The 19,630-nt window shown below is 61.2% G+C and carries 17 protein-coding genes; 7 read left to right on the top strand and 10 right to left on the bottom strand.

Features of this window, described 5'->3' with window-relative positions; translation table 11 throughout:
* On the bottom strand, nucleotides 1-1,009 hold a 1,009-nt coding region (locus ACKVY0_RS11625), incomplete at its 3' end, for a serine/threonine-protein kinase (RefSeq protein WP_409214986.1).
* Between the two features lie 223 nt (nucleotides 1,010-1,232).
* Here ACKVY0_RS11625 and ACKVY0_RS11620 point away from each other — a divergent pair.
* Nucleotides 1,233-1,541 (top strand): hypothetical protein, encoded by a 309-nt coding sequence (locus ACKVY0_RS11620; protein WP_409214985.1) that lies wholly within the window; start codon nucleotides 1,233-1,235, stop codon nucleotides 1,539-1,541.
* Between the two features lie 90 nt (nucleotides 1,542-1,631).
* On the opposite strand, the gene ACKVY0_RS11615 is transcribed toward ACKVY0_RS11620, so the two are convergent.
* On the bottom strand, nucleotides 1,632-2,078 hold the full coding sequence (locus tag ACKVY0_RS11615; RefSeq protein WP_409214984.1) for a pyridoxamine 5'-phosphate oxidase family protein: 447 nt from the start codon (nucleotides 2,076-2,078) through the stop codon (nucleotides 1,632-1,634).
* A gap of 83 nt (nucleotides 2,079-2,161) precedes the next feature.
* On the opposite strand from ACKVY0_RS11615, the gene ACKVY0_RS11610 reads away from it, so the two are divergent.
* The 3 genes from ACKVY0_RS11610 to crcB are packed head-to-tail and all read left to right on the top strand — an operon-like array spanning nucleotide 2,162 to nucleotide 4,390.
* Complete coding sequence (locus ACKVY0_RS11610) at nucleotides 2,162-3,439, top strand: AI-2E family transporter (protein WP_409214983.1); 1,278 nt, start codon at nucleotides 2,162-2,164, stop codon at nucleotides 3,437-3,439.
* Nucleotides 3,433-4,005 (top strand): hypothetical protein, encoded by a 573-nt coding sequence (locus ACKVY0_RS11605; RefSeq protein WP_409214982.1) that lies wholly within the window; start codon nucleotides 3,433-3,435, stop codon nucleotides 4,003-4,005. Before ACKVY0_RS11610 ends, ACKVY0_RS11605 begins: the two co-directional genes overlap by 7 nt.
* Nucleotides 4,006-4,012: 7 nt before the next feature.
* Complete coding sequence (crcB, locus tag ACKVY0_RS11600) at nucleotides 4,013-4,390, top strand: fluoride efflux transporter CrcB (RefSeq protein WP_409214981.1); 378 nt, start codon at nucleotides 4,013-4,015, stop codon at nucleotides 4,388-4,390.
* 60 nt (nucleotides 4,391-4,450) lie between these two features.
* Here the strand turns inward: crcB and ACKVY0_RS11595 are convergent, their stop codons facing one another.
* The 4 genes from ACKVY0_RS11595 to ACKVY0_RS11580 form a co-directional block, all read right to left on the bottom strand.
* Complete coding sequence (locus ACKVY0_RS11595) at nucleotides 4,451-4,747, bottom strand: KH domain-containing protein (RefSeq protein WP_409214980.1); 297 nt, start codon at nucleotides 4,745-4,747, stop codon at nucleotides 4,451-4,453.
* Nucleotides 4,748-4,753: 6 nt separating this feature from the next.
* On the bottom strand, nucleotides 4,754-5,005 hold the full coding sequence (gene rpsP, locus ACKVY0_RS11590) for a 30S ribosomal protein S16 (RefSeq protein ID WP_409214979.1): 252 nt from the start codon (nucleotides 5,003-5,005) through the stop codon (nucleotides 4,754-4,756).
* Between the two features lie 163 nt (nucleotides 5,006-5,168).
* Nucleotides 5,169-6,530, bottom strand: a complete 1,362-nt coding sequence (locus tag ACKVY0_RS11585; RefSeq protein WP_409214978.1) for a DUF1501 domain-containing protein — start codon at nucleotides 6,528-6,530, stop codon at nucleotides 5,169-5,171.
* Between the two features lie 48 nt (nucleotides 6,531-6,578).
* A complete protein-coding gene (locus ACKVY0_RS11580) occupies nucleotides 6,579-8,897 on the bottom strand; it encodes a DUF1800 family protein (protein ID WP_409214977.1) in 2,319 nt (772 codons plus the stop codon).
* A 153-nt stretch (nucleotides 8,898-9,050) separates the two neighbouring features.
* Between ACKVY0_RS11580 and ACKVY0_RS11575 the strand changes: the two genes are divergently transcribed.
* Both ACKVY0_RS11575 and ACKVY0_RS11570 read left to right on the top strand, forming a co-directional pair.
* Nucleotides 9,051-10,835: a sensor histidine kinase gene (locus tag ACKVY0_RS11575; RefSeq protein ID WP_409214976.1), complete on the top strand. Its 1,785-nt coding sequence runs from the start codon at nucleotides 9,051-9,053 to the stop codon at nucleotides 10,833-10,835.
* Entirely contained in the window at nucleotides 10,814-11,434 is a 621-nt protein-coding gene (locus ACKVY0_RS11570; protein ID WP_409214975.1) for a response regulator, read from the top strand. The genes ACKVY0_RS11575 and ACKVY0_RS11570 overlap by 22 nt, the downstream gene beginning before the upstream one ends.
* Before the next feature lie 4 nt (nucleotides 11,435-11,438).
* Here the strand turns inward: ACKVY0_RS11570 and ACKVY0_RS11565 are convergent, their stop codons facing one another.
* From ACKVY0_RS11565 to ACKVY0_RS11550, 4 genes are all read right to left on the bottom strand, one after another.
* On the bottom strand, nucleotides 11,439-12,890 hold the full coding sequence (locus tag ACKVY0_RS11565) for a DUF1501 domain-containing protein (protein WP_409214974.1): 1,452 nt from the start codon (nucleotides 12,888-12,890) through the stop codon (nucleotides 11,439-11,441).
* Between the two features lie 8 nt (nucleotides 12,891-12,898).
* The gene (locus ACKVY0_RS11560) at nucleotides 12,899-16,327 is read right to left on the bottom strand and encodes a DUF1553 domain-containing protein (protein ID WP_409214973.1); all 3,429 of its coding nucleotides are present in this window, start codon (nucleotides 16,325-16,327) and stop codon (nucleotides 12,899-12,901) included.
* A 221-nt stretch (nucleotides 16,328-16,548) separates the two neighbouring features.
* Nucleotides 16,549-17,259 (bottom strand): FadR/GntR family transcriptional regulator, encoded by a 711-nt coding sequence (locus tag ACKVY0_RS11555; RefSeq protein ID WP_409214972.1) that lies wholly within the window; start codon nucleotides 17,257-17,259, stop codon nucleotides 16,549-16,551.
* Nucleotides 17,260-17,533: 274 nt separating this feature from the next.
* A complete protein-coding gene (locus tag ACKVY0_RS11550) occupies nucleotides 17,534-18,310 on the bottom strand; it encodes an SDR family oxidoreductase (RefSeq protein WP_409214971.1) in 777 nt (258 codons plus the stop codon).
* 313 nt (nucleotides 18,311-18,623) lie between these two features.
* Here ACKVY0_RS11550 and ACKVY0_RS11545 point away from each other — a divergent pair, with 313 nt between their 5' ends.
* On the top strand, nucleotides 18,624-19,409 hold the full coding sequence (locus ACKVY0_RS11545) for a hypothetical protein (RefSeq protein ID WP_409214970.1): 786 nt from the start codon (nucleotides 18,624-18,626) through the stop codon (nucleotides 19,407-19,409).
* Nucleotides 19,410-19,630: the final 221 nt, after the last annotated feature.

The following is a 19,630-nucleotide window of genomic DNA, read 5'->3' as shown; positions in this document are numbered from 1 at the left end:
GGACGGCAGCGGCTGCGATGCCGATAAAGAGCGGGGCTTTGGATTTCGCCGGTGGAGCGCTGGTGGCCGCGCTCGCCAGAGCGTGGGCTTGGGGACGCGCGTCCACGTTCTGGCGAACGTGGCTACCAGGAGCCTTTGCCACAGGCTTCTGCGCGGCGCTGCGTTGCGCGGGCATCTGCGCGACTTGGGAAACCGGGATGGCGGCGCTCTCGGGCGCGTTTTGCTGCACCAAAGGCACGGTGAGGATGACGTCGAGGTCACGGCGGAGTTCGGCGCTGCTTTGATAGCGCTCCTCGCGGTCGCTCTGCATGGCCTTCATGATGATGGGATCATAGCGGCGGTCGAGGCCGGGGATGCGCGCGGTGGCGGGCTTGAAGGCTCCGCGTGGAATCTCGCCCGTGAGCATCTGGTAGAGCATGACACCGACGGCATAGAGATCGGCGCGGCCATCGATGCTGGAGCCGAGCATGAGCACCTCGGGGGCGACGAAGTCGGGCGTGCCCATGGCGTAGCCGGTCTTGGTGAGGCCGTGCTGGCCGGGCTCCTCGACCTTGGCGAGTCCGAAGTCGGCCACTTTGACCTGACCCTTCATGTTGAGGAGCATGTTGGCCGGTTTGATGTCGCGGTGGACGATGCCCAGCTCGTGCGCGGCGGCGAGCGCATCACACACATGCGCTGTGATGGCGAGGGCGTGGTCCGGCGGCAGCTTGCCCTGCGTGCGGATCATCTGCGAGACATCGCTGCCGTCCACATACTCCATGGCGAAGTACAACTGGCCGCCAAGGGTGGTGCCGAAGTCATACACGGCGACGACGGCGGGATGATTGAGCTTGGCCATGAGCTTGGCCTCGCTCTTGAAGCGCTCGGCGAAGCTGGGGTCTTCTTTTTCCACGCCGGGTGGCAGCACCTTGATGGCGACGGTGCGGTCGAGGTTTTGCTGCACGCCTTTATACACCGCGCCCATGCCGCCACGACCGAGGATTTTTTCAATCGTATAGCCGGGCATCATGGCCTGGAGTTCTTCAGGCGTCGGCGGCTCCCAGCGGAAGCCGCCTCCCGTGGTGCGGGGCGGCGGAGTGTCAGGTGTAGGAGAAGCGGGAGGGGGCGTCAGCCATGCGGCCTGCTTTTTACGAAAAGCGGTGGGGAATGGTAAGCGTGGAATTTGCGTGGTGTGCTTATACTCCGCGTCACCAGGTTTTGTGAATCCATGCTTATCACCGCAAGAGATTAGAATGGAGCAAGAGGTCACCGAATGGAACTCTTGCGCCATTTTAATCTTGCGGTGCATTGTCACAAAAGCTGATGACTCCAAGTATATACTGCGCGTCATCACATTTTGTGAAACGGACGATTGGCCGCTGATTCAGGAAAACCGCGGATTACCTGAGCCTCTTGCAAAACCTCTTCCAAGCGCAGTCTGCATGTTTTTGCCTGTCCATCTTTTTGCCTTCAATGCCTCCCGATCCCAAGCTTGGCGGCGGCTTGCGCCAGAATGGAAGGCAAAAACATGGGCAGGCAAAAATATCCTGCATCAAGTCTGACTGAGGTTTTGCAAGAGGCTCTACCAGACAAAAACAATCTGTGGCTTCCCTGAATCTGCGGCAAAATCACCCATCTTGATGCCGCCAAGTTTAACTCAACGGCACCTCAAAATACTCCAGCGCCCACTCGCGCATGTAGCGCACTCGGTTGGGGACGAAGCGGTAGAGGATGAGTTCGGGATTGTCGATGCTGCCGAGGTAGGCGCGCAGCAGCGGGTTCGTGGCCCAGATTTTCTCTAGCAGCGGGCGCTCGGTGACGAGCTCGGCACTGGCGGTGATGCGCACCTGGTTGTGCTGGTCGTCGGTGTAGCAGAGTTCGGCCTTGGGATTGGTGGCAAGCTCATGCGTCTTGCCGTAGCGGCGCAGATTGGCGACATAAATGGTGAAGCCATCCGTGCGCACGGGTGACACGGGGCGCAGACGCGGCTGATCGCCATCCACCGTGGCGAGCATGGGAAATTTGGCGGCACGCATGGTGGTCTGCGCGAGCTGCGGAAGTTCGGCGGGATCGACGGGCTGGGGCTGCGGTTTGGACATGATTTGGAGATGATACGAACCGGAGGAAAGGTGTCGATCACTTCGGCATCTTTGCAGTTCCCAAACCGCCGCAACCCGCTAGGATGCGCGACTTCCTCCCGATGAAGAATCTGCCAACCGCCTTCCAGCGCAATGCGCTATGGACCGCCGTGACCGCCTTGTCGATCACGGTCATCGGGGCGCTGGCAATCGGGCTGATCTACCTGCTGACGCAGGTGATCGCCTTCCTGCAACCGATCTTGGTGCCGTTCGCGGTGGCCGGGGTGCTGGCCTACCTGCTGGAGCCGGGGGTGGAATGGCTGGAGCGGCGCGGACTGAATCGGCAGCGTGCGGTGCTGCTGACGTTTGCGGTGTTCACGCTCGCCATTGGTGGCCTCGGCTGGTGGATTGTGGTGAAGCTGGATGATCCGACGCGGCACCTCGCCGAGCGCGTGCCGGTTTACTACACGAAGGCAAGGCTGGCCGTGATCGACTTCACCACCAAGATCGAAAAAGAATACGGCATCACACTGCCGACACACGCTGTCACCAGCACGCCGGAACAGCCTGCGGCAGCGACCACCGCCAGCGCCGACGGCTTCGACTTTGACCTCCAGGCATTCCTGAGCGGTGACTGGGTGAAGACCACGCTGCCGAAACTCCCCGGCATGGCCTGGACCTTCGTCAAATCGAGCGTGGGCGGCTTCCTCGGCATCTTCGGTTTCCTGCTCTCGTTCATCATTGTGCCGCTCTACTTGTATTATTTCCTGATCGAGAGCGCCAAGATTCAGCAGCAGTGGTCGGACTACCTGCCGCTGCGTGCCTCAGCCTTCAAAGATGAGGTCGTAAGCTGCCTGAACGAGATCAACAGCTACCTCGTGGCCTTCTTTCGCGGCCAGCTTTTCGTCAGCGTCATCAACGGCATCGCCACTGGCATCGGCCTCGTGATCGTGGGACTGGATTTCGGCCTGCTCATCGGGCTGGCGTTGTGTGTGGCGGGCATCATTCCGTATCTTGGCATCGCCTTGTGCTGGGTGCCGGCGGTGATCATCGCGGCGGTGCAGGGCGGCAGCGCCCTCGTGCCGGGTGATCCATGGTGGGTCATGCCGCTCGTCGTGACCGGTGTGTTCGCTCTCGTGCAGCAGATCGACGCGCTGCTCATCACGCCGCGCATCGTGGGTGAGGCCGTGGGCCTGCATCCGCTCACGGTGATCGCGTCCGTGCTGGTGTGGGCGCTGCTGCTGGGCGGCTTGCTTGGTGCCATCCTGGCTGTGCCGCTCACTGCCTCGGTGAAAGTACTGTTTCAACGCTATGTCTGGCGCGCGCGCATCGCGCCGCAGACAGTCGGTGGAGCCAGACGTGAGGAGGTGGTCTCATGCTGACCACCTCACGCAATCCGGGTGTGATTCTCTCCGGTTACCACACCTACAAGCCCGCGCACGGCGTGTTGGGCTTCATGATGTCCTGCGCTGCCAGCGTCATCATGTTGTGGGTGCTCATTCGTCTGTTTCGAGGCAATGAGGTCACGGAGGAAAATGTGCAAATTGCCGCCGGCCTTTCGGCGGTGGGCTGTCTGTTCTTCTATTTGGGCACGACGTGGTTTTTTTCTTTCATCACCGGCTATTCCTGCAAGCTTTCGATCAGCGAGGGCGGCATTCGTTATGGCGTGGCGTACTATTCCTGGCCCCAGGTGGCGCAGGTAGGTGCGCGCATGAAGCGCGGCTGTTTTCAGGTTCACATCGTTCTCAAGCGTGGCTGGTTTGCCAATCGCTGGCTGGTCACGGACGATGGCATGAGCCGTGAGATGTCAGAGGACTTCGTCGAGGCGTTAGAGCGGCAGATTTTGCCGCATTTCCCACACCTCGTGATCGTTGAACTGCCCGTTTTGCCCCAGATACCTGGCACCCCTGAGGTTGATGACACGGCTGACGCCGAAACCACCGTCTGAGTTCATCATGCGCAACGTCCTCCTGGTCTTCCTCGGCGGTGGCATCGGTTCGGTGCTGCGTTACGCCACGGTTATTGGCATGGCGCGGCTATGTCCGCGTGCGGTGTTCCCTTGGGGTGTCTTTACCGCGAACCTCGTCGGCAGTTTCATTCTCGGCTTCCTGTTCGCCCTGCCCGTGATGAAGGAAAAAGGCAGCGGCCCGTGGCTGTTCGCCGCCACCGGCGTGCTCGGCGGTTACACCACCTTTTCCACGCTCTCGAACGACTCCTGGCTGCTGTTGGTGAACCAGCATTCCTGGCTCGCGTTGTTGAACGCCTTCGGCAGCATCGCACTTGGCGTCACCGCTGCCGCCTTGGGCTGGTGGGCAGGCAGCAAGTGTGCGTGATGAAGGTTGATGGTCTGGAGTTGATAGTTGATGGCCTGAAACGGAAAAACGCTCAGGCTATCAACCATTCACTATCAACTCGCCGGCTTCCGCATCTTCTTCGCGGGCCGATCCCACTTTGAGCGAGATCTTGATGCCGTGCTTCTCCGCTGCTGTGTTTAACAGCGAACGGATGGCACTGATGGTCATGCCATTTTTGCCGATGACATGCCGCACGTCTTCCTGGGCAAGCTGCACCCGGTACGTGACGGCACCGTTCACATTGGTGCCGATGGCAATGGTCGCCTGCTGCGGGTGGTCGATCAGATTCGCCACCACATACGAAAGGAACTCGCGGAGGGCTTCCGGCGCGTCCATGGCGGTTTAGGCCGTGGCCGTGACTGGAGCGTGCTTGATGATGCTGGCGACCGTGTCGGAGGGCTTGGCCCCCTGGGCGATCCAGGCATTGACGCGATCAAGCTTCAAGGTAGCACTTTTGATGCCCTTTTGAGGATCGTAGGTGCCGAGGATTTCGAGGAAACGGCCTTCTTTGGGGAAGCGTTGGTCAGCCGCAACAATACGGAAGACGGGGCGGCCTTTGGCGCCCTCTTGACGGAGACGGATAACAACTGCCATGATTCAGGTACGGTGTAGGGTCAGGTTTTGGGGAGGCGCATGGTGGAGACTCTGGGAAGGAAATCAAACTGAATTTTCAGGCCAAGATCACGCCGGCGAACCCACCCACGGGCCGCAGCATCCCCGGCTGATGCCAAGCGATGCTGCGGCATGAGTTTCGGGATCAGGCCATGAAGGCGAGATCCTGCACGGCAAAGTTCCCGAGCGTGGGGAAGATGGTGGCGAGGTCGGACTGGCCTGCGCCGAACCATTTCGCCAGTGTGGCCCCGAATTGAGAGATGGACGTGCTGGGGAGTAGCACGCCGCGTTTGTCAGCGAAGTGTGGGTTGGCCGGATCGGCGAGATTGAGGTCGGGGAAGGTGCCATACACGTCACCGCCTTTCACCGCACCGCCGAGGACGAACTGATGCCCGCCCCAGCCGTGATCGCTGCCGGTGCCGCTGGGTTGCAGCGTGCGGCCGAACTCGGACATGGTGAAGGTGGTGACGCCACTTTCGAGTCCCATGTCCTTGGTGGCCTGATAAAAGGCGGCGATGGCGGCATTGAGGTCTTTGAGCAGCGTCATGTGGCCCCAGTCCTGGCCGCCATGCGTGTCAAAGCCAGCATGCTCGACGAAGAAGACCTGCCGGGTCAGGCCTAGCGTGCCGCGCATGTTGATGATCTTGGCGACATCAGCGAGTTGCTTGCCAATGCTGGAGCCTGGGAAGGACGCCACGTTGTAAGGCGGTGTTCCCGCCAGCGCTGAGAAGACCGCTTCGAGGTTCAAGGCCTCACGCATCGATTTGTTCGCTGCGTCCACGAGAGTTAATCCGGATGGCAGGTTGGCCAGCGTCTTCTGCGCCATCCAGCGTGGATCAGTCGTGGGCAGAAAGGAGTGTGCGTATTGGCTGAAGTGATTGCCGCTCTGCATGCGGGTGGCAGGCACGGCACTGCCGGTGGTGAAGACCGCGTTGTTCACCCAGGTCAGTGACGAGAGCGGCTTGGAGTTGTTGACCGCTTTCATCGCGTCAGAGAGGCGTCCGCCCCAGCCGGAGCCGTCGGGGCTGCTGGTGAGTGCGCTCTGGATTTGCACATACTGATCGGCATGGGACATGAGGTTCTCCGGCAGCACACCGCTCTTGCTTTGATACTGCACACGCGTGAGCGGCGCAGGCAGCACACCCATGTTGGCGACGATGGCGGCGTGTTTGTCGAGGAAGAGCTGCTGCACATAGGGCAGGCTGGTGTGCAGGCCGTATTTGGCACCTCCGAGCGCTTGGATCTCCAGCGGCTCACCGGCATTGGTGCTGGGCATGGCCAGGCCGGGACGTGCGGCGGCGTAGGCTTGGCGCTGGGTCGTTTCCAGCGGCACCACGGTGTTGTGCGGATCATTGCCGCCGGCAAGGTAGATGCAGACGAGCGCCTTGTAGTCTCCGGCGGCGGCGTGGGCACGAGTGGTGTTGCCCAGTCCGGCGAGCCAGCCTGCGCCTGCAGACATGCCGAAGCCGGTGAAGCTGCGGCGGTTGAGTGTGAATGGTTTGTTCATGGCAGTGTGAGTAAAAGTTGAGTTCAAAAGTATCTGCGGTGGGTGAGTTCAGCGTTGGATGAGAAATTCGCCATCCATGAGCGTGAGGTAGAGTGCGGTGATGGCACGGGTGCGCAGGTCAGCAGTCTTTTGCACTGCCTCCAAGACGGTCCCCCGGAGTTCTGGCGACATGCGGCCAAAGAGCAGCGTGCGATCCACCGCACCGACGAGCGTCGCTGGATCGGCGGCAAGATTGACCCAGGCACTGATGTCGTTGTTATAGTTGTTGAGGAACTGGTAGAGGCTGTTCGCGCGGTTCACGATCTCCGCAGCGCTGCAAATTTGGAACTCCGGCGCAGTGATGCCGGTGCCAGGCAGGCGGTAGAGCTGCGCATAATTGCCGAAGACCGAGGGCGGCGCGAGTGCGGCCTCGCCCATACCGATAAACTCGTAGCCATAGACATTGTTCGTGGCGAGCGGGAAGCCGAGCGTGCGCATAAAGCCAAACCAATGCTGCACCGGTGTGCGCAGACGGCCCTGCGTGACTTCCTGGGAGCTGTCATTGCGGGCTGCGGGATGCATGATGATGGCGCGAATGACGGCCTTCAGGTTGCCACGCGTGCCGCTGCCGTCATTCTTGAAGACCTGCACGATGTCACTCACATACGCCGGGCTGGGATGGCTCATGACGAGGGAGCGGATGAGACGCTGGCAGATGAAGGGCGGCGTGTTCGGATGGAGAAACACCGCGTCCACCACGGACTCCAGGTCCTGCTCCGTGCTCTGACCTGCGGGCACCGCGACATCGTTGACGAGAGTCTTGGCTCCGGTGTCATGCAGCGTGGGGCGTGGCTCCAACACGCCGGGATAGTAGCTCGGATTCATCAGCTTGTACGGGCCGCCGGGCGGTGTGGGGTAGGTCCAGCCGGTCAACGCTCGTGCCATCTCGCGCACGGTGGTCTGGTCGTAGGTCGGGATCGTCTGGCCCTGTGCATCCAGCTTCACGGTGCCGTCCTCATTGAGCATGACGAGGCCGATGGTGAAGAGCTGCATGAGTTCGCGTGCATAGTTTTCATTCGGCGCGTTCGTGGCGGTCTGCTTCGAGCTGTTGGCAAGGTCGAGCATGATGGCCATGGTGGGACTGAGCGTGACTTCCTTGATGAGCGTGCGGAAGTTGCCAAAGGCATTGCGGCTCAGCAGTTGCAGCCACGGCACCCATTGGTCGCCGTTGGTGTTTTTCACCATCGAGCAGACATAGATCTGCGTGAGGGCATACAGCGTGCGCTGGCGGAGCTGGTCCTGACCGTTCGTCAGGTTGTAGAAATACGTCGCTGTCACGCTCTGCCGCGTGGCAGTGGCTGCGTCACCCCAGGTGGACTCAGGCATGCTCAACTGCTGGTCGAGGTAAGCCTCCAGGCCCGCCTGCTTCACCGCCGCGATGGTCTGCGGCGTGGGTGCGGTGCTCGTCTGCTCCAGAAAGCGGCCGATCTTGACCGCCTCGGGGTCTTGGAAGCTGATCACCGCCTTCGCACTCTTCGCTGGATCGGCCACCGCGGTCGCCTGCACCGTCACCGCTCCAGCCAGCGGCAGAATCGACGGCGCTGTATAAAGACCCGCTGCCGAGATCGTCCCCAGCGATCCATCCGTCGCTCCGACGATTGAATAGGTGACCGAAGTGTCCGCCGCACCCGCAGCACTGCCCTGAAACTGCGCCGAGCCGCCAGCTTGCAGCGTCGTGGACGTTGGCGTGAGGCTCACCGTCACGTTCACCGCGGAAGTGAGCTTGAACGGCGTTGATACCGCACTCGGCCCCGGATTGGCCACGGTGATGGACCCATTGATGGCATCCGCCGCCGTCGCATTGCCTTGCGCGGTCAGTTGCGTGGCCGAGACAAAGGTCGTGGTCAGCGCCTTACCATTGAGTGACACCACCGCGCCGGTCACAAAGCGGCTGCCCGTCACCGTCAGCGTCACCGGTCCGGCGGTGATGGGATTCGGCGTCACTGCCGTGAGCCAGGGGATTTGATTGCGTATCGAAACGACGCAACTCGCTGACACGGCGGGACTTTCGACGCTCGTGGCCGTCACCGTCACCGTGCCGCCTGCCGGAATGGCCAGCGGTGCCCAATACACGCAGCTATTGGCTCCCACGACCGAGATGCTGCCGATGCCATACTGCTGCCCGCCTTTGATCGACCAAGCGACGGCAGGATTGGTGGCTCCGGTGACCTGCGCCGTGAGGGTGCGCCCGCCACCGACAGGTTGGGATGAAGTCGTGGGCGTCACCGTGATCGTCACAGTTTGCGCCATGAGCGGCAGCGTTTGCGCCGCGATTCCAAGCCAGACCGCAAGTCCAGCCGTGATGTGTTTCCAATGCGTTGTCCTCATGTGAATGCTCGTGGGTTGTTGGTTGTATCGAAAGCCCCGCAGTTCTCTCATTGCCGACCTCCGCACGCACGCACTTGGTTTTCCACTTTGGGAGAATGCGGCGGGCTACAGGCTTGTAGCATGCGCCATGCACGGTCATCTTCCGCGTGTGTCATGCCGCCGCTAACCAACCAGGCCAAACGCCACACGCGCTTCGCTGCCCTCCCGCCTGCTTACATGGCAGGCGGGACTCTCGTGGTGTCGCTGCTGGCCACACTGGCACTCTGGCTGCTCAATCGAAGTGACGAGCGCTGGCTGCTCGACACCCGTTTTTCCTCGCAGGTCAATCGGGCGCACGATGCCGTGCTGCGTGAGAGCCAGCGGCTCGATCAGGCTGTCCGCTTCAGTCGCATCCTGCTGGAAAAGTCACCGGACAATTCGCGTCATCTCGTCGAGACGCTCAATGAGTTCCGCCGCTCCACTCCGGCTGGATCAGTAGCCTCACTTGGCTGGTTGGATGTGCTCAGCGAAACGAACGCCGCCGGCGCACCGCAGTTGCGACTCGTGAATTCGTCTGTGCCAGAACTCGGCTTTGGCGAAACGCCGACCATCAACGCCCTGACACTGCCTGGCGTGTCCGCCGCGCTCCAGCGCACCCTTCGTGAAGGTGTCATCACCTCCGTGCGGAATCTGCGCCCTCTGCCGAACTCTCCCGGCCCCACACGCTTTCTCTTTAGCCTCCCTGAAAGCAACAACGCGGCCTCCTGGCCCCAGGGCAGTGCCTGGCCGCACAACGGGCATCGGTTGTTCACTGCCATCATTCATGAGGAGCGTTTTTGGCAAGGTGTGCGTGACGCGGCGGCACCGGTGCAAGTGCGCATCACACCGCTCGATGAAGACGTCCCCCTCCCGCCGCAAGAGTCGCTGTACGAGCCGCTGGAAATCCAAGGCGCCGGCCTACGCTGGCGCTTTACCGTCACCCCCTTGCCCACCTTTTTTGACGAAGACATTAAAACCTCCGGCATCACACTCATCACCGGTGGCATCATCAGCAGCCTGCTCTCCCTGCTCGTGCTGGCGCAGGCCCGTGCCCGTGTCACCGCGGAGCAGGCACAGGCAGACATCATGCTGGCGAACGCCTCACTCGAGCAGCGCATCCGTGAGCGCACCCAGGAGCTGCGGGACGCGCTCACCACGCTCACAGCGCTAGAGCAGCAGCTCCGCACCGCCCTGGACCACGAGCGTGAACTCAACAGCCTCAAGAGCAGCTTCGTGAACATGATCTCCCATGAGTTCCGCACCCCGCTAGGCATGATCCTCTTCTCCGCCAGCATGCTGGAGTCCCTTGAGCAGGAAATGCAGCCCGCCGAGCGCGCTGAGCAGCTCCGTGCCATCAGCGACGCCGTCGGCCGCATGAATGACCTCGTCGAGCAGGCTCTCAGCCTCGGCCGTGCTGAAACCGCCAGTCCCCGCCCTGCTGCGCTCGATGCTGAGATGTTCTGCCGCCGCATCATCCATGAAGTCCTCTCTGCCACCGCCCACCGCTGCACCATCAGCCTTCACAATATCGCCGACGCAACGCAAGGCACCAGCGATGAGCTAATGCTGCGCACCGTCCTCACCAATCTGCTCGGCAACGCCGTGAAATACTCGCCCGCAGGCTCACACGTCACGCTCCAGCTCTCACGCGACGGTAGCAGCATCATCTTCACCGTCAGTGACGAAGGCCCCGGCATTCACCCGGACGACCTTCCTCGCCTCTTCACCTCCTTCCATCGTGGTGCAGGCACGGAGGGCATCCCTGGCACCGGCCTCGGCCTCGCCATCGTCAAGCGCTGCGCAGACGCGCTCGGTGGCACCATCACCGTGAACAATCTGCCCCAGGGCGGCGCTGCATTTGTCTGCCGCATTCCCTTCTACCTCCCCCTCACCACTCCATGCTCACCACCCTCCTCGTGATTGAAGACGAAGCCCAGATGCGCCGCAGCATCGTCACCGCTCTGCGGCTCAAAGGCTACCACGTCCTCGAAGCGGCCAACGGCACCGAAGGTCTCGCCCAAGCGCGTCTGCACCGCCCCACCATCATTCTCTGTGACGTCTCCATGCCCGGCATGAATGGCCATGGCGTGTTGAGCAGCCTGCGCAGCGATCCCGCCACCGCCGCCGCACCCTTCATCTTCCTCACCGCCCGCGGCAGCGCCGAAGACATCCGCACCGGCATGAATCTCGGCGCGGACGATTACCTGCCGAAGCCCTTCACCGTGCAGGAGCTGCTCTGCGCCATCGAGACCCGGCTCCGTCGCGTGCGTGAGCTGCAAAGTATCACCCAGCCCGTGTTTGATTCCGCCAAACCCCTGGAGCGCCTCGGCCTCACGCCCAGAGAAGCCGAAGTGATGCTGTGGCTCGCACAAGGCAAAGGCAACGCCGAAATCGCCACCATCCTCGACACCAGCGTGGCCAACATCAAAAAGCACGCCCAGCACATCTTTGAAAAACTCGGCGTCGAAAACCGCTCCAGCGCCATGCTCGTGGCGCGCGAGGCCCTCAGCGCCGCATGAGCACTCACCCCAGCACGTCCTTGATCACGTGCCCATGCACGTCCGTCAGCCGCCGTTCGATGCCGTTGTTGTAGTAGCTCAGCCGCTCGTGGTCGATGCCCAGTAGGTGCAAAATCGTCGCATGCAGATCGTAAATCGTGCTCACATTCTCGGCGGCCTGATAGCCAAATTCATCCGTCGCCCCATAGCTGAACGCCTTTTTCACGCCTGCGCCCGCCAGCCAAACGGTAAAACCCTTTGGATTGTGATCACGCCCATTCGCGCCCTTCTGAAACGTCGGCATGCGGCCAAACTCCGTCACAAACGCCACCAGCGTGTCCTGCATCAATCCACGCGCTTTTAAATCACGCAGCAGTCCCGCCACCGGCTGGTCAAGGATCGGCGCATGCACCGCATACTGTTTCTCGATCGTCTTGTGCCCGTCCCAGTTGCCCACGCCCTCGCCCATCGCGTAGGAGCCGTTAAAAAGCTGCACAAACCGCACCCCGCGCTCGATCAAGCGCCGCGCCAGCAGGCAGTTCTTCGCAAACCCGGCCTTGGTCTCGTTGCTGTCGTTCACGCCGTAAAGATCCAGCGTCGCCTTGCTCTCGTTCGACATGTTGCCGACTTCCGACGCGGCGATCTGCATCCGCGCTGCCAGTTCATACGACGCAATGCGTGCCGCCAGATCGCTGTCGCCCGGATGCTCCTCCGCCTGCCGACGATTGAGCAGATTCACGAGATCACGCGTGCCACGATCCGCCGCTTCACTCACGCTCGTCGGCCGCAGCAAATTCGGGATCGGCTTGCTCGCATTGAACGCCGTGCCTTGAAACACCGCCGGCAAAAACGCCGAGTTCCAATGCCGCGAACCGCTCTGCGGCACGCCACGCGGATCAGGGATCGCCACAAACGCCGGCATGTCATCGCACTCCGAGCCCAGCGCATACGTCACCCACGAGCCGATGCCCGGAAAGCCATCGAGGATGAACCCGGTGCTCATCTGATTCTCCGCCGGACCATGCGTGTTCGACTTCGCCGTCATCGAATGGATGAAACACATCTCATCCGCCATCTCGGCAATGTTCGGCACCAAATCGCTGATCATCTTGCCGCTTTGCCCGCGCGGCTTGAACTCCCACAACGGCTTCACCAGATTCCCCTGCGCTCCTTGAAACGTGATCAAATCCGCCGCGCCCGGCAGCGGCATGCCATGCCGCTTCACCAGCTCCGGCTTGTAATCAAACGTGTCCACATGGCTGATCGCGCCCGAGCAGAACACCATGATCACATTCTTCGCCCGTGGCGCAAAATGCGGCGGTCGCGGCGCATACGGCCGTGCCGGATCGATCAGCGGACGAATCGAATCATTCGCCAGCAGCCCCTTCTGCGCCAGCAACGAGGTCAAAGCGATGCTGCCCAGCCCGCTGACGCTTTGATTCAAAAAAGTGCGACGTGAGAGAAGATGATTTTGCATGGCAGGAATCAGTAAAGGGTCATGAACTCGCTCGTGTTGAACAGCGCCCGGCAAAACATCGCCAGTCCGTGCTCGGCAATCAGTTTCGTGGACGCGCTCAGCTCATCTGCACGCGGCTCACGCTGGTAGGCCAGTTGAAACGCCCGCCGCACTTGCGCCGCCGCCCCCGCCTCTTTTCCGAGCCGTTGTGCGAACAAACCAGCCTGCTGCATCGCAAACGTGCTGTTTAGAAAATTCAACGCCTGCAGCGGTGTCGTGCTCGACGTGCGCCGTGGGGCGATCTGACCCGCGTCCGGCACATCAAACGCACCAAACGTGTCATCGAGCTGCACGCGTGGCTTGCTCTGATAAATCATGCGCCGGAACGTGTCCGTGCCGAACTCCTGCTTCGACTGGTACACCTTCACATAATTGTCATTCGCATCAAACAGATCGAATCCCGGCCCACCCATCGTCAGATCCAGCACACCGCTCACCGCCAGAATCGTGTCCCGCAACGGCTCCGCCTCGATGCGCCGCGTCGGAAAGCGCCACAGCAGCCGCGCACCCGAATCCGCCTTCATCCCGGCCTCATTCGCCGTGCTCGACTGCCGATACGCCGCCGAGTTCATGATGAGCCGATGCATCTCCTTCAAACTCCAGTCGCGCTTCATAAACTCCGCCGCCAGCCAGTCCAGCAGCTCGGGATGCGACGGCTTGCCGCCATTGAAGCCGAGATCGCTCGGCGTATCGACGATGCCCGTGCCGAAATGATAGTGCCAGACACGATTCACCATCACCCGCGCCGTCAGCAGATTCTGCGGATCTGTCAGCCACTTCGCCAACGCCATGCGCCGCTCCGATTCAGGCGTGTCTTTTGCCAAATCGAGCTTCGCACCGAGCTGCGACAGCGCTCCCGGCGCAATCTCCTCCTTCGGCGTCATCGGATCGCCGCGATGCAGACGAAACGTCGCCCCCGGCTGCTCAAACTTGCCGAGATAAGCCATGGGAAAGCTCGTCAACCCCTTCATCTCACGTTGCAGCACTGCACGCCGCTCGCTGTGCTTTCTCACCTCAGCCGCATTGTCGCCGGACACACCGCTCAAGGTCGGAACATCACGAATGCGCTCTCGATAATCCGCCGTCAGCCGATCCGCCGACGAAGCCACCGCCTGCCATGCTTTCCCATCCATCGAAACCTCGACCAGATAATCCGTGGGGATACGATCTTGATAAGCCTTGCCCTTTTCGGCGCGATCTCGGCTCCAAACCACGCTGCTGATCATCTCCTCACGCGGCAGTTCGAGTTGCAGCCAGCCCTTGGCTCCTCTCGCGATCCAGCTCTTCGCGTTGCCATACAGACCGTCATTCGCGTGCGCGATCTGGTGAATCGAGTTCGCACCATCGGCAAAAACATCCGAAGCCGTCACCTTGGCTCCGTGACTCGACAGCGCGACGTTCTTGCCGCCAGCAAAGACCTCCAGCTCATCAATGCACGGCTGTCCGCCAATCGTCGCGTGGATCGTGAAGCGCACGAACTTCGCATTCACCGCATCAAAGCTCTCGCGATTCGCCAGATGCGTCACCGGCGCGCGCAAATGCGGCTGTGAAGCCGGTTTGGCCTCATCCGCTGCCTCAAACAGCACCGCATCCGCCACCGTCGGCCCGCCGAGCTTGCCGCTGCGCAGGATGACGATGGATTCCGCCGCCAGCGCATGCGTTCCCGCATACTTGAAGCCGCTCCAGCGCTTTTGCTCTGGAATCGCTCCGCTACCATCCGCGAACTTGCTCTGATCCACCACGGCGATCTCCTGTTGATCGTCCTTCGTGTTCGCGTCGCCATCCAAGTCGAGAATGTAGCGCGCATCCTTCGCATGCGTCGTCCACGCACCCCAGGACAGCCAGAGGCGTTGTTTCCCAACAACACGCGGATTCCACGAAAAGAAATCCTTCTCCGCTTCATCCTTCTCCGCCTTCCAGTAGCGATAGCTCTCGCCGAGATTCGGCAATCGCGTCGAGTCGCCCGCATCAGATGCCTGCCCGAACTCCGCGCCCGGCGAATACTCAATCGGCTTTCCATTCGTCGGCTGCTCGATCTGCACGCAGCCAATCGCGTCCGGTTTCGTCGGTGGCGGCAGATCATCGTCCACCAGCACACGTTTCGTGAGCTGCGTCTTTGGTTGGAATCGCGCCAGCGTCGCATCAATCGCTGCGATCTCCAATCTCACGCCGTCCGCCTTCTTTTGCCGTTCCTCCGCATCCGTCGGTCGGAGTTCACGCTCCGCATGCTGCACGCCCTCAAAGATGGCCCTCACACGGTAGTAATCCGTCTGCAACACCGGATCGAACTTGTGATCATGACAGCGGGCACAGCCAATCGTGAGTCCGAGAAACGTGCTGCCGGTCGTGCTCACGAGATCATGCATCTCATCCGCCCGTTGATTTGCCCGCAACGCCGGGTCCTGGCCCTTCACCTGATCCCACGCCCCCGCCACGAGGAATCCCGTGCCCTCGTCCGCGCCAAGCTGATCTCCGGCAATCTGCTCCCGCACGAACTGGTCATACGGCTTGTCCGCATTGAGCGAACGAATGACATAATCCCGATACGGCCACGCATTCGCCCGCGCCCGGTTCATTTCAAAGCCGTGGCTCTCCGCAAACCGCACCACGTCCAGCCAATGCCGCGCCCAGCGCTCGCCGTAGCGCGGACTGTCCAGCAGTCTGTTGATCAGACGTTCGACTGCGGTTGGGGCCGTCGGAGGAAAGTGCTCAGTGCTAAGTGCCGAGTGCTCAGTTTTATCAACTGTGCTTCCGGTGTCTTTTCTGAGCACTGAGAACTGAGCACTGAGCACTTGAGTCTCCCGCTCACATTCTCCCACAAACTCCCGCACCTCCTCCGGCGTCGGCGGCAGTCCGATCAAATCAAAGCTCGCCCGACGAATGAAAGTCCGCGCATCCGCAGGCGGATTCATCGCAAGACCCTTCACTTTGAGCTTCTCGGCAATAAATGCGTCGATGGAGCCATGCTTCGACGCCTTGAGCGGCTGAAGCGACCAGTGCGTGATGCCACCCTTCGGTTTCTCCTTGAGCACGATCTCCTGCGGCCACGCAGCGCCCATGTCGATCCAGCGTTTGATGAGATCCGTTTCAGCAGAGGTCAGTGCGGCTTTCTTCTTCGGCATCTCCGGTTTATCACCGGGGGATTCCGGCACGATCATCAAATACAACGGCGACTCCTGCGCCTTGCCTGGAACGATGGCGGGGCCGTCTTCGCCGCCTTTGAGCACCTCGGCCAGCGTCTCCATGTTCAGGCTGCCCTTGGTCGTCACGTCGTTGTGGCACTCGATGCAGTTCTTCACCAAGATCGGCGCCACCTGCTCGTGAAACAGCTTTGAGGCATCGGATTCGACGGCAAACGTGCTGGTGGTTGCGAGCAGAAGTGAGGAGAGAACGAGCACATTCGATCCTAGATTGCGGCTGCGGCCCGCCCCCTCACCCAACCTCTCCCCGAAGTAAACCTTGCTCGCAGTCTTATCAGTGACGGGGAGAGGAGTTCCGCTGAGCGGCGGCTCGAATCTGATCTCCCTCTCCCCGACACAGCGATTCGTTATCATCCTAGCTCTCATTCGGGGAGAGGGCAGGGGTGAGGGGCCAACGGAAAAGCTGTGATGGAACGTATTCATGCTCGGGATGCTTGTTTAGGCTTCGGCAGCGCTAGATCGGCCTCGGCGGTGATCAAATGCTCGCGCATGGCCTTCGCGGCGGCAGCGGGATCACGCTTCTCAATGGCGCTGAGCACAGCGGCATGCTGGCGCACCGCATTCGCCGTCGAAGTGCGGCTGTAGCCACGACTGAGGCTCGTTTGAATCAATTCAGAGAGCGAATGCAGCAGCAGCGTGGCGATTTGATTGCCCGAGGCCGCCGCCAGCACGCGATGAAACGTCATGTCAGCCGCCACAGCCGTTTCAAAATCAACTGCGTCCTCAAGCTGCTTCAACGCCGTGCGCAGCTTGCGAATCTGCACCGCACTGGCGTTCTCAGCAGCGAGGCGTGCATTTTCCGGCTCCAGCATGAAACGCACTTGGATGAGCTGACGCAGCCGCTCCTTGTCATCGGGAATCAGCAGCGCCAGCGAGCCGTTCAGCGGCTTGTGCAGCTTGTCCACGACCTTGGTGCCCACGCCGTGCTTCACTTCGAGCAGTCCTTGGAGTTCCAGCCGCTTCGTCGCCTCGCGCACCACCGGACGGCTCACACCGAGCTTGAGTGCCAGATCACGCTCCGGCGGCAGCCAGCCGTCGCCCACCGTGATCTCATCGCGGATTTCCGCAGCGATGCGCGCACACACCTCCTCGACGAGGCTGCGCTGCGGCTTGATGGCTGAAAAAGTCATGTGGTTAGAGGTCTTACCACTGGCCTGAACGGGCGACGTGGGGGCTTTTTATCGTCGTGGACTGAAGAAACGCGAAATCGTCTGAGTGAGCGTTTGGAGGCCAGAATGACGAATGCAGAAATCCGAATGACGAATTAAATCCCAATGCCTAAGTCCGAAGTGCTCGCTTTGCGGAACGAGTTCGTCATTCGAACTTGGTCATTCTTTCTTCATTCGTGATTCGGTTTTCGTCATTTTCAACTCCACCGAAGCGCCTGGCTCCGCGAAGCATGCCTCAGATCGTCATCGACGAATACCCGCCATCCACGACCATCTCATGGCCGGTGATGAACGAGCCACCAGCGCCTGCGAGCAGCAGCGCCGCGGCGACGAGTTCCTTGGCTTCGCCAAAGCGATTCATCGGCGTGTGGCCCATGATTTTGGCAACGCGGTCAGGTGTGAGCACTTTCTTGTTCTGCTCGGCGGGGAAGAAGCCCGGAACGAGCGTGTTCACACGGATGCCGAGCGGTGCCCATTCGCGGGCGAGGTTCTTGCTGAGATTGTGGACGGCTCCCTTGCTCATCGAGTAGGTGAACACGCGGCTCAGCGGCAGCAGACCAGACATGGAGCCGAGATTGATGATGGAAGCGGCGACTTTCTCCTCGACGAAATGTTTGCCGAACACCTGGCAGGCCAGAAACACGGCCTTGGTGTTGATGTTCATGATCCGGTCGTACTCATCTTCAGCAATGTCGAGGAACGGCGTGGCGGAGTTCACGCCGGCACCGTTGACGAGGATGTGGCAGCCGCCGGAACGCTCCAGCACCTGATCGAGCAGGATTTGCAAGTCGGCTTTGCGGCTCGCATCGGCGGAAACGAAATACGCCTGTCCACCGGCGGCTTGGATGGTTTCGAGCCGTTTGTCCGCCTTCGATTGATCACGGCCGACGAGCACGACTTCCGCGCCGGCGGAGGCAAAGCCTTCCGCGACCGCGCCACAGAGTTCGCCCGTGCCGCCGATGACGACGGCGGTTTTGCCTTGGAGAGAAAAGAGTTCGAAAATGGAGGACATGGTGAGGGGCGCATCTATGGCGTGTCATTCCGCTGCTGCAAGCCGCCTCTCCCGCCAAGTTTCACAGTTTCAGGACGGTTGTATCCATGATGTCGAGTCACGGCGTTGGGCGTTGCCCCTCACCCGGCCTCTCCCCGAAGACTACGACTGAAACAATCCATGTCCTCGACGGGGAGAGGAGAAGCGCTTTCGCTTTCAATAACGATTTCAGGCCGCCTCACGATGTTCCTCCTCTCCCCGCCCCATGCTCTCATTGCTCATCAGCATGCTTCGGGGAGAGGCTGGGTGAGGGGTGGGCCAAGGTCATCGACATATGAGTGCGTGCGTTCTCACCGTTCGTTGTCTTGACACTCCGCCTGCGGTGCTCTCCGGTGTCTGCATGCCTTGGAGCTACATCCTGACTTTTCTCGCCGGAATCCTCGTCGGTGCAGCGACGCTGGTGCTGTGGAAGATGCTGCGCTTCGTGGCCGATCTGCGCGCCGCACGGCATGCGCTGGCCAGCTACGTGTTTCCCGAATGCGGCATCGCCGATGAAAAAGCGCATGCCGCCGTGGAGGAGTGCAAAAAACGCCTGCGCTGGCAGAAGAACCTCAATCCCGAATGGATGCCGCCGCTGGTCGATGAGGTGCCGCGGCTCGTGCGGGAGATTGCGGCGATCTATCATCCGGGAAAACAGGAGGCGCTGCTCGCGCCGGGCCTGAGCCAGTTCTCGCGTGCCGTGCATCTCGCGGCGATGGATGTGACGGATTTTTTGCAGACACGCTCGATTGGCCGCCTCGTCGATGTCAGCGCCAGCACGGCGATCAAAACGTGGGAGATGACCCACAAGATCGCCACGCATGAGAAGATGCAGACCGCGAACAAGTGGTACAAGCGCCTGCTGCCCGTGTGGCAAGTGCTGCGTTTCAAATCCCCCATCATGTGGGCCAGCATGGCCGTCTCCAACGTCGCCGCCCGCACGCTGCAACCGGCGGTGATCGACATCATCGCCAAACGCGCCATCGACCTCTACAGCGGTCGTCTGGGCAAAGGTGTCGGCACGGCTCCGACTGGAACGATCACGCTGCCAGAACAAGAGCCGCTGCCGGGGGCGATGTGAGGTAGGAGCGCTCGGACCAAGGCTCCGTTGGCCGGATGTGTTTGGCGGATGAAGGCCGGCATGCTCCCAGGCTACCTTCGCCAAACTATCCGGCGGCTTCGAGGTGGGCGGACTCCCGCGTCTCCCAACCAGCCGGATAGTTCGGCGAAGGAAGCTGCATGCGTGCATAAGCCGCAACGCGCCGAACACATCCGGCCTACGCTTCTCGTGCGACGCTCAAC

The sequence above is a fragment of the Prosthecobacter sp. genome (genome assembly GCF_046154365.1).
GTDB lineage: Bacteria > Verrucomicrobiota > Verrucomicrobiia > Verrucomicrobiales > Verrucomicrobiaceae > Prosthecobacter.
This window is presented reverse-complemented; position numbering and strand designations above follow the sequence as displayed.

Excerpts from the sequence above, each read along its gene's own strand:
- ACKVY0_RS11550 (WP_409214971.1), bottom strand. The coding sequence starts at position 18,310 with ATGTCCTCCATTTTCGAACTCTTTTCTCTCCAAGGCAAAACCGCCGTC.
- ACKVY0_RS11565 (WP_409214974.1), bottom strand. The coding sequence starts at position 12,890 with ATGCAAAATCATCTTCTCTCACGTCGCACTTTTTTGAATCAAAGCGTC.
- ACKVY0_RS11585 (WP_409214978.1), bottom strand. The coding sequence starts at position 6,530 with ATGAACAAACCATTCACACTCAACCGCCGCAGCTTCACCGGCTTCGGC.
- ACKVY0_RS11620 (WP_409214985.1), top strand. The coding sequence starts at position 1,233 with ATGGAGCAAGAGGTCACCGAATGGAACTCTTGCGCCATTTTAATCTTG.
- ACKVY0_RS11580 (WP_409214977.1), bottom strand. The coding sequence starts at position 8,897 with ATGAGGACAACGCATTGGAAACACATCACGGCTGGACTTGCGGTCTGG.
- ACKVY0_RS11555 (WP_409214972.1), bottom strand. The coding sequence starts at position 17,259 with ATGACTTTTTCAGCCATCAAGCCGCAGCGCAGCCTCGTCGAGGAGGTG.
- ACKVY0_RS11575 (WP_409214976.1), top strand. The coding sequence starts at position 9,051 with ATGCCGCCGCTAACCAACCAGGCCAAACGCCACACGCGCTTCGCTGCC.
- rpsP (WP_409214979.1), bottom strand. The coding sequence starts at position 5,005 with ATGGCAGTTGTTATCCGTCTCCGTCAAGAGGGCGCCAAAGGCCGCCCC.
- ACKVY0_RS11615 (WP_409214984.1), bottom strand. The coding sequence starts at position 2,078 with ATGTCCAAACCGCAGCCCCAGCCCGTCGATCCCGCCGAACTTCCGCAG.
- crcB (WP_409214981.1), top strand. The coding sequence starts at position 4,013 with ATGCGCAACGTCCTCCTGGTCTTCCTCGGCGGTGGCATCGGTTCGGTG.
- ACKVY0_RS11595 (WP_409214980.1), bottom strand. The coding sequence starts at position 4,747 with ATGGACGCGCCGGAAGCCCTCCGCGAGTTCCTTTCGTATGTGGTGGCG.
- ACKVY0_RS11610 (WP_409214983.1), top strand. The coding sequence starts at position 2,162 with ATGCGCGACTTCCTCCCGATGAAGAATCTGCCAACCGCCTTCCAGCGC.
- ACKVY0_RS11570 (WP_409214975.1), top strand. The coding sequence starts at position 10,814 with ATGCTCACCACCCTCCTCGTGATTGAAGACGAAGCCCAGATGCGCCGC.
- ACKVY0_RS11545 (WP_409214970.1), top strand. The coding sequence starts at position 18,624 with ATGAGTGCGTGCGTTCTCACCGTTCGTTGTCTTGACACTCCGCCTGCG.
- ACKVY0_RS11605 (WP_409214982.1), top strand. The coding sequence starts at position 3,433 with ATGCTGACCACCTCACGCAATCCGGGTGTGATTCTCTCCGGTTACCAC.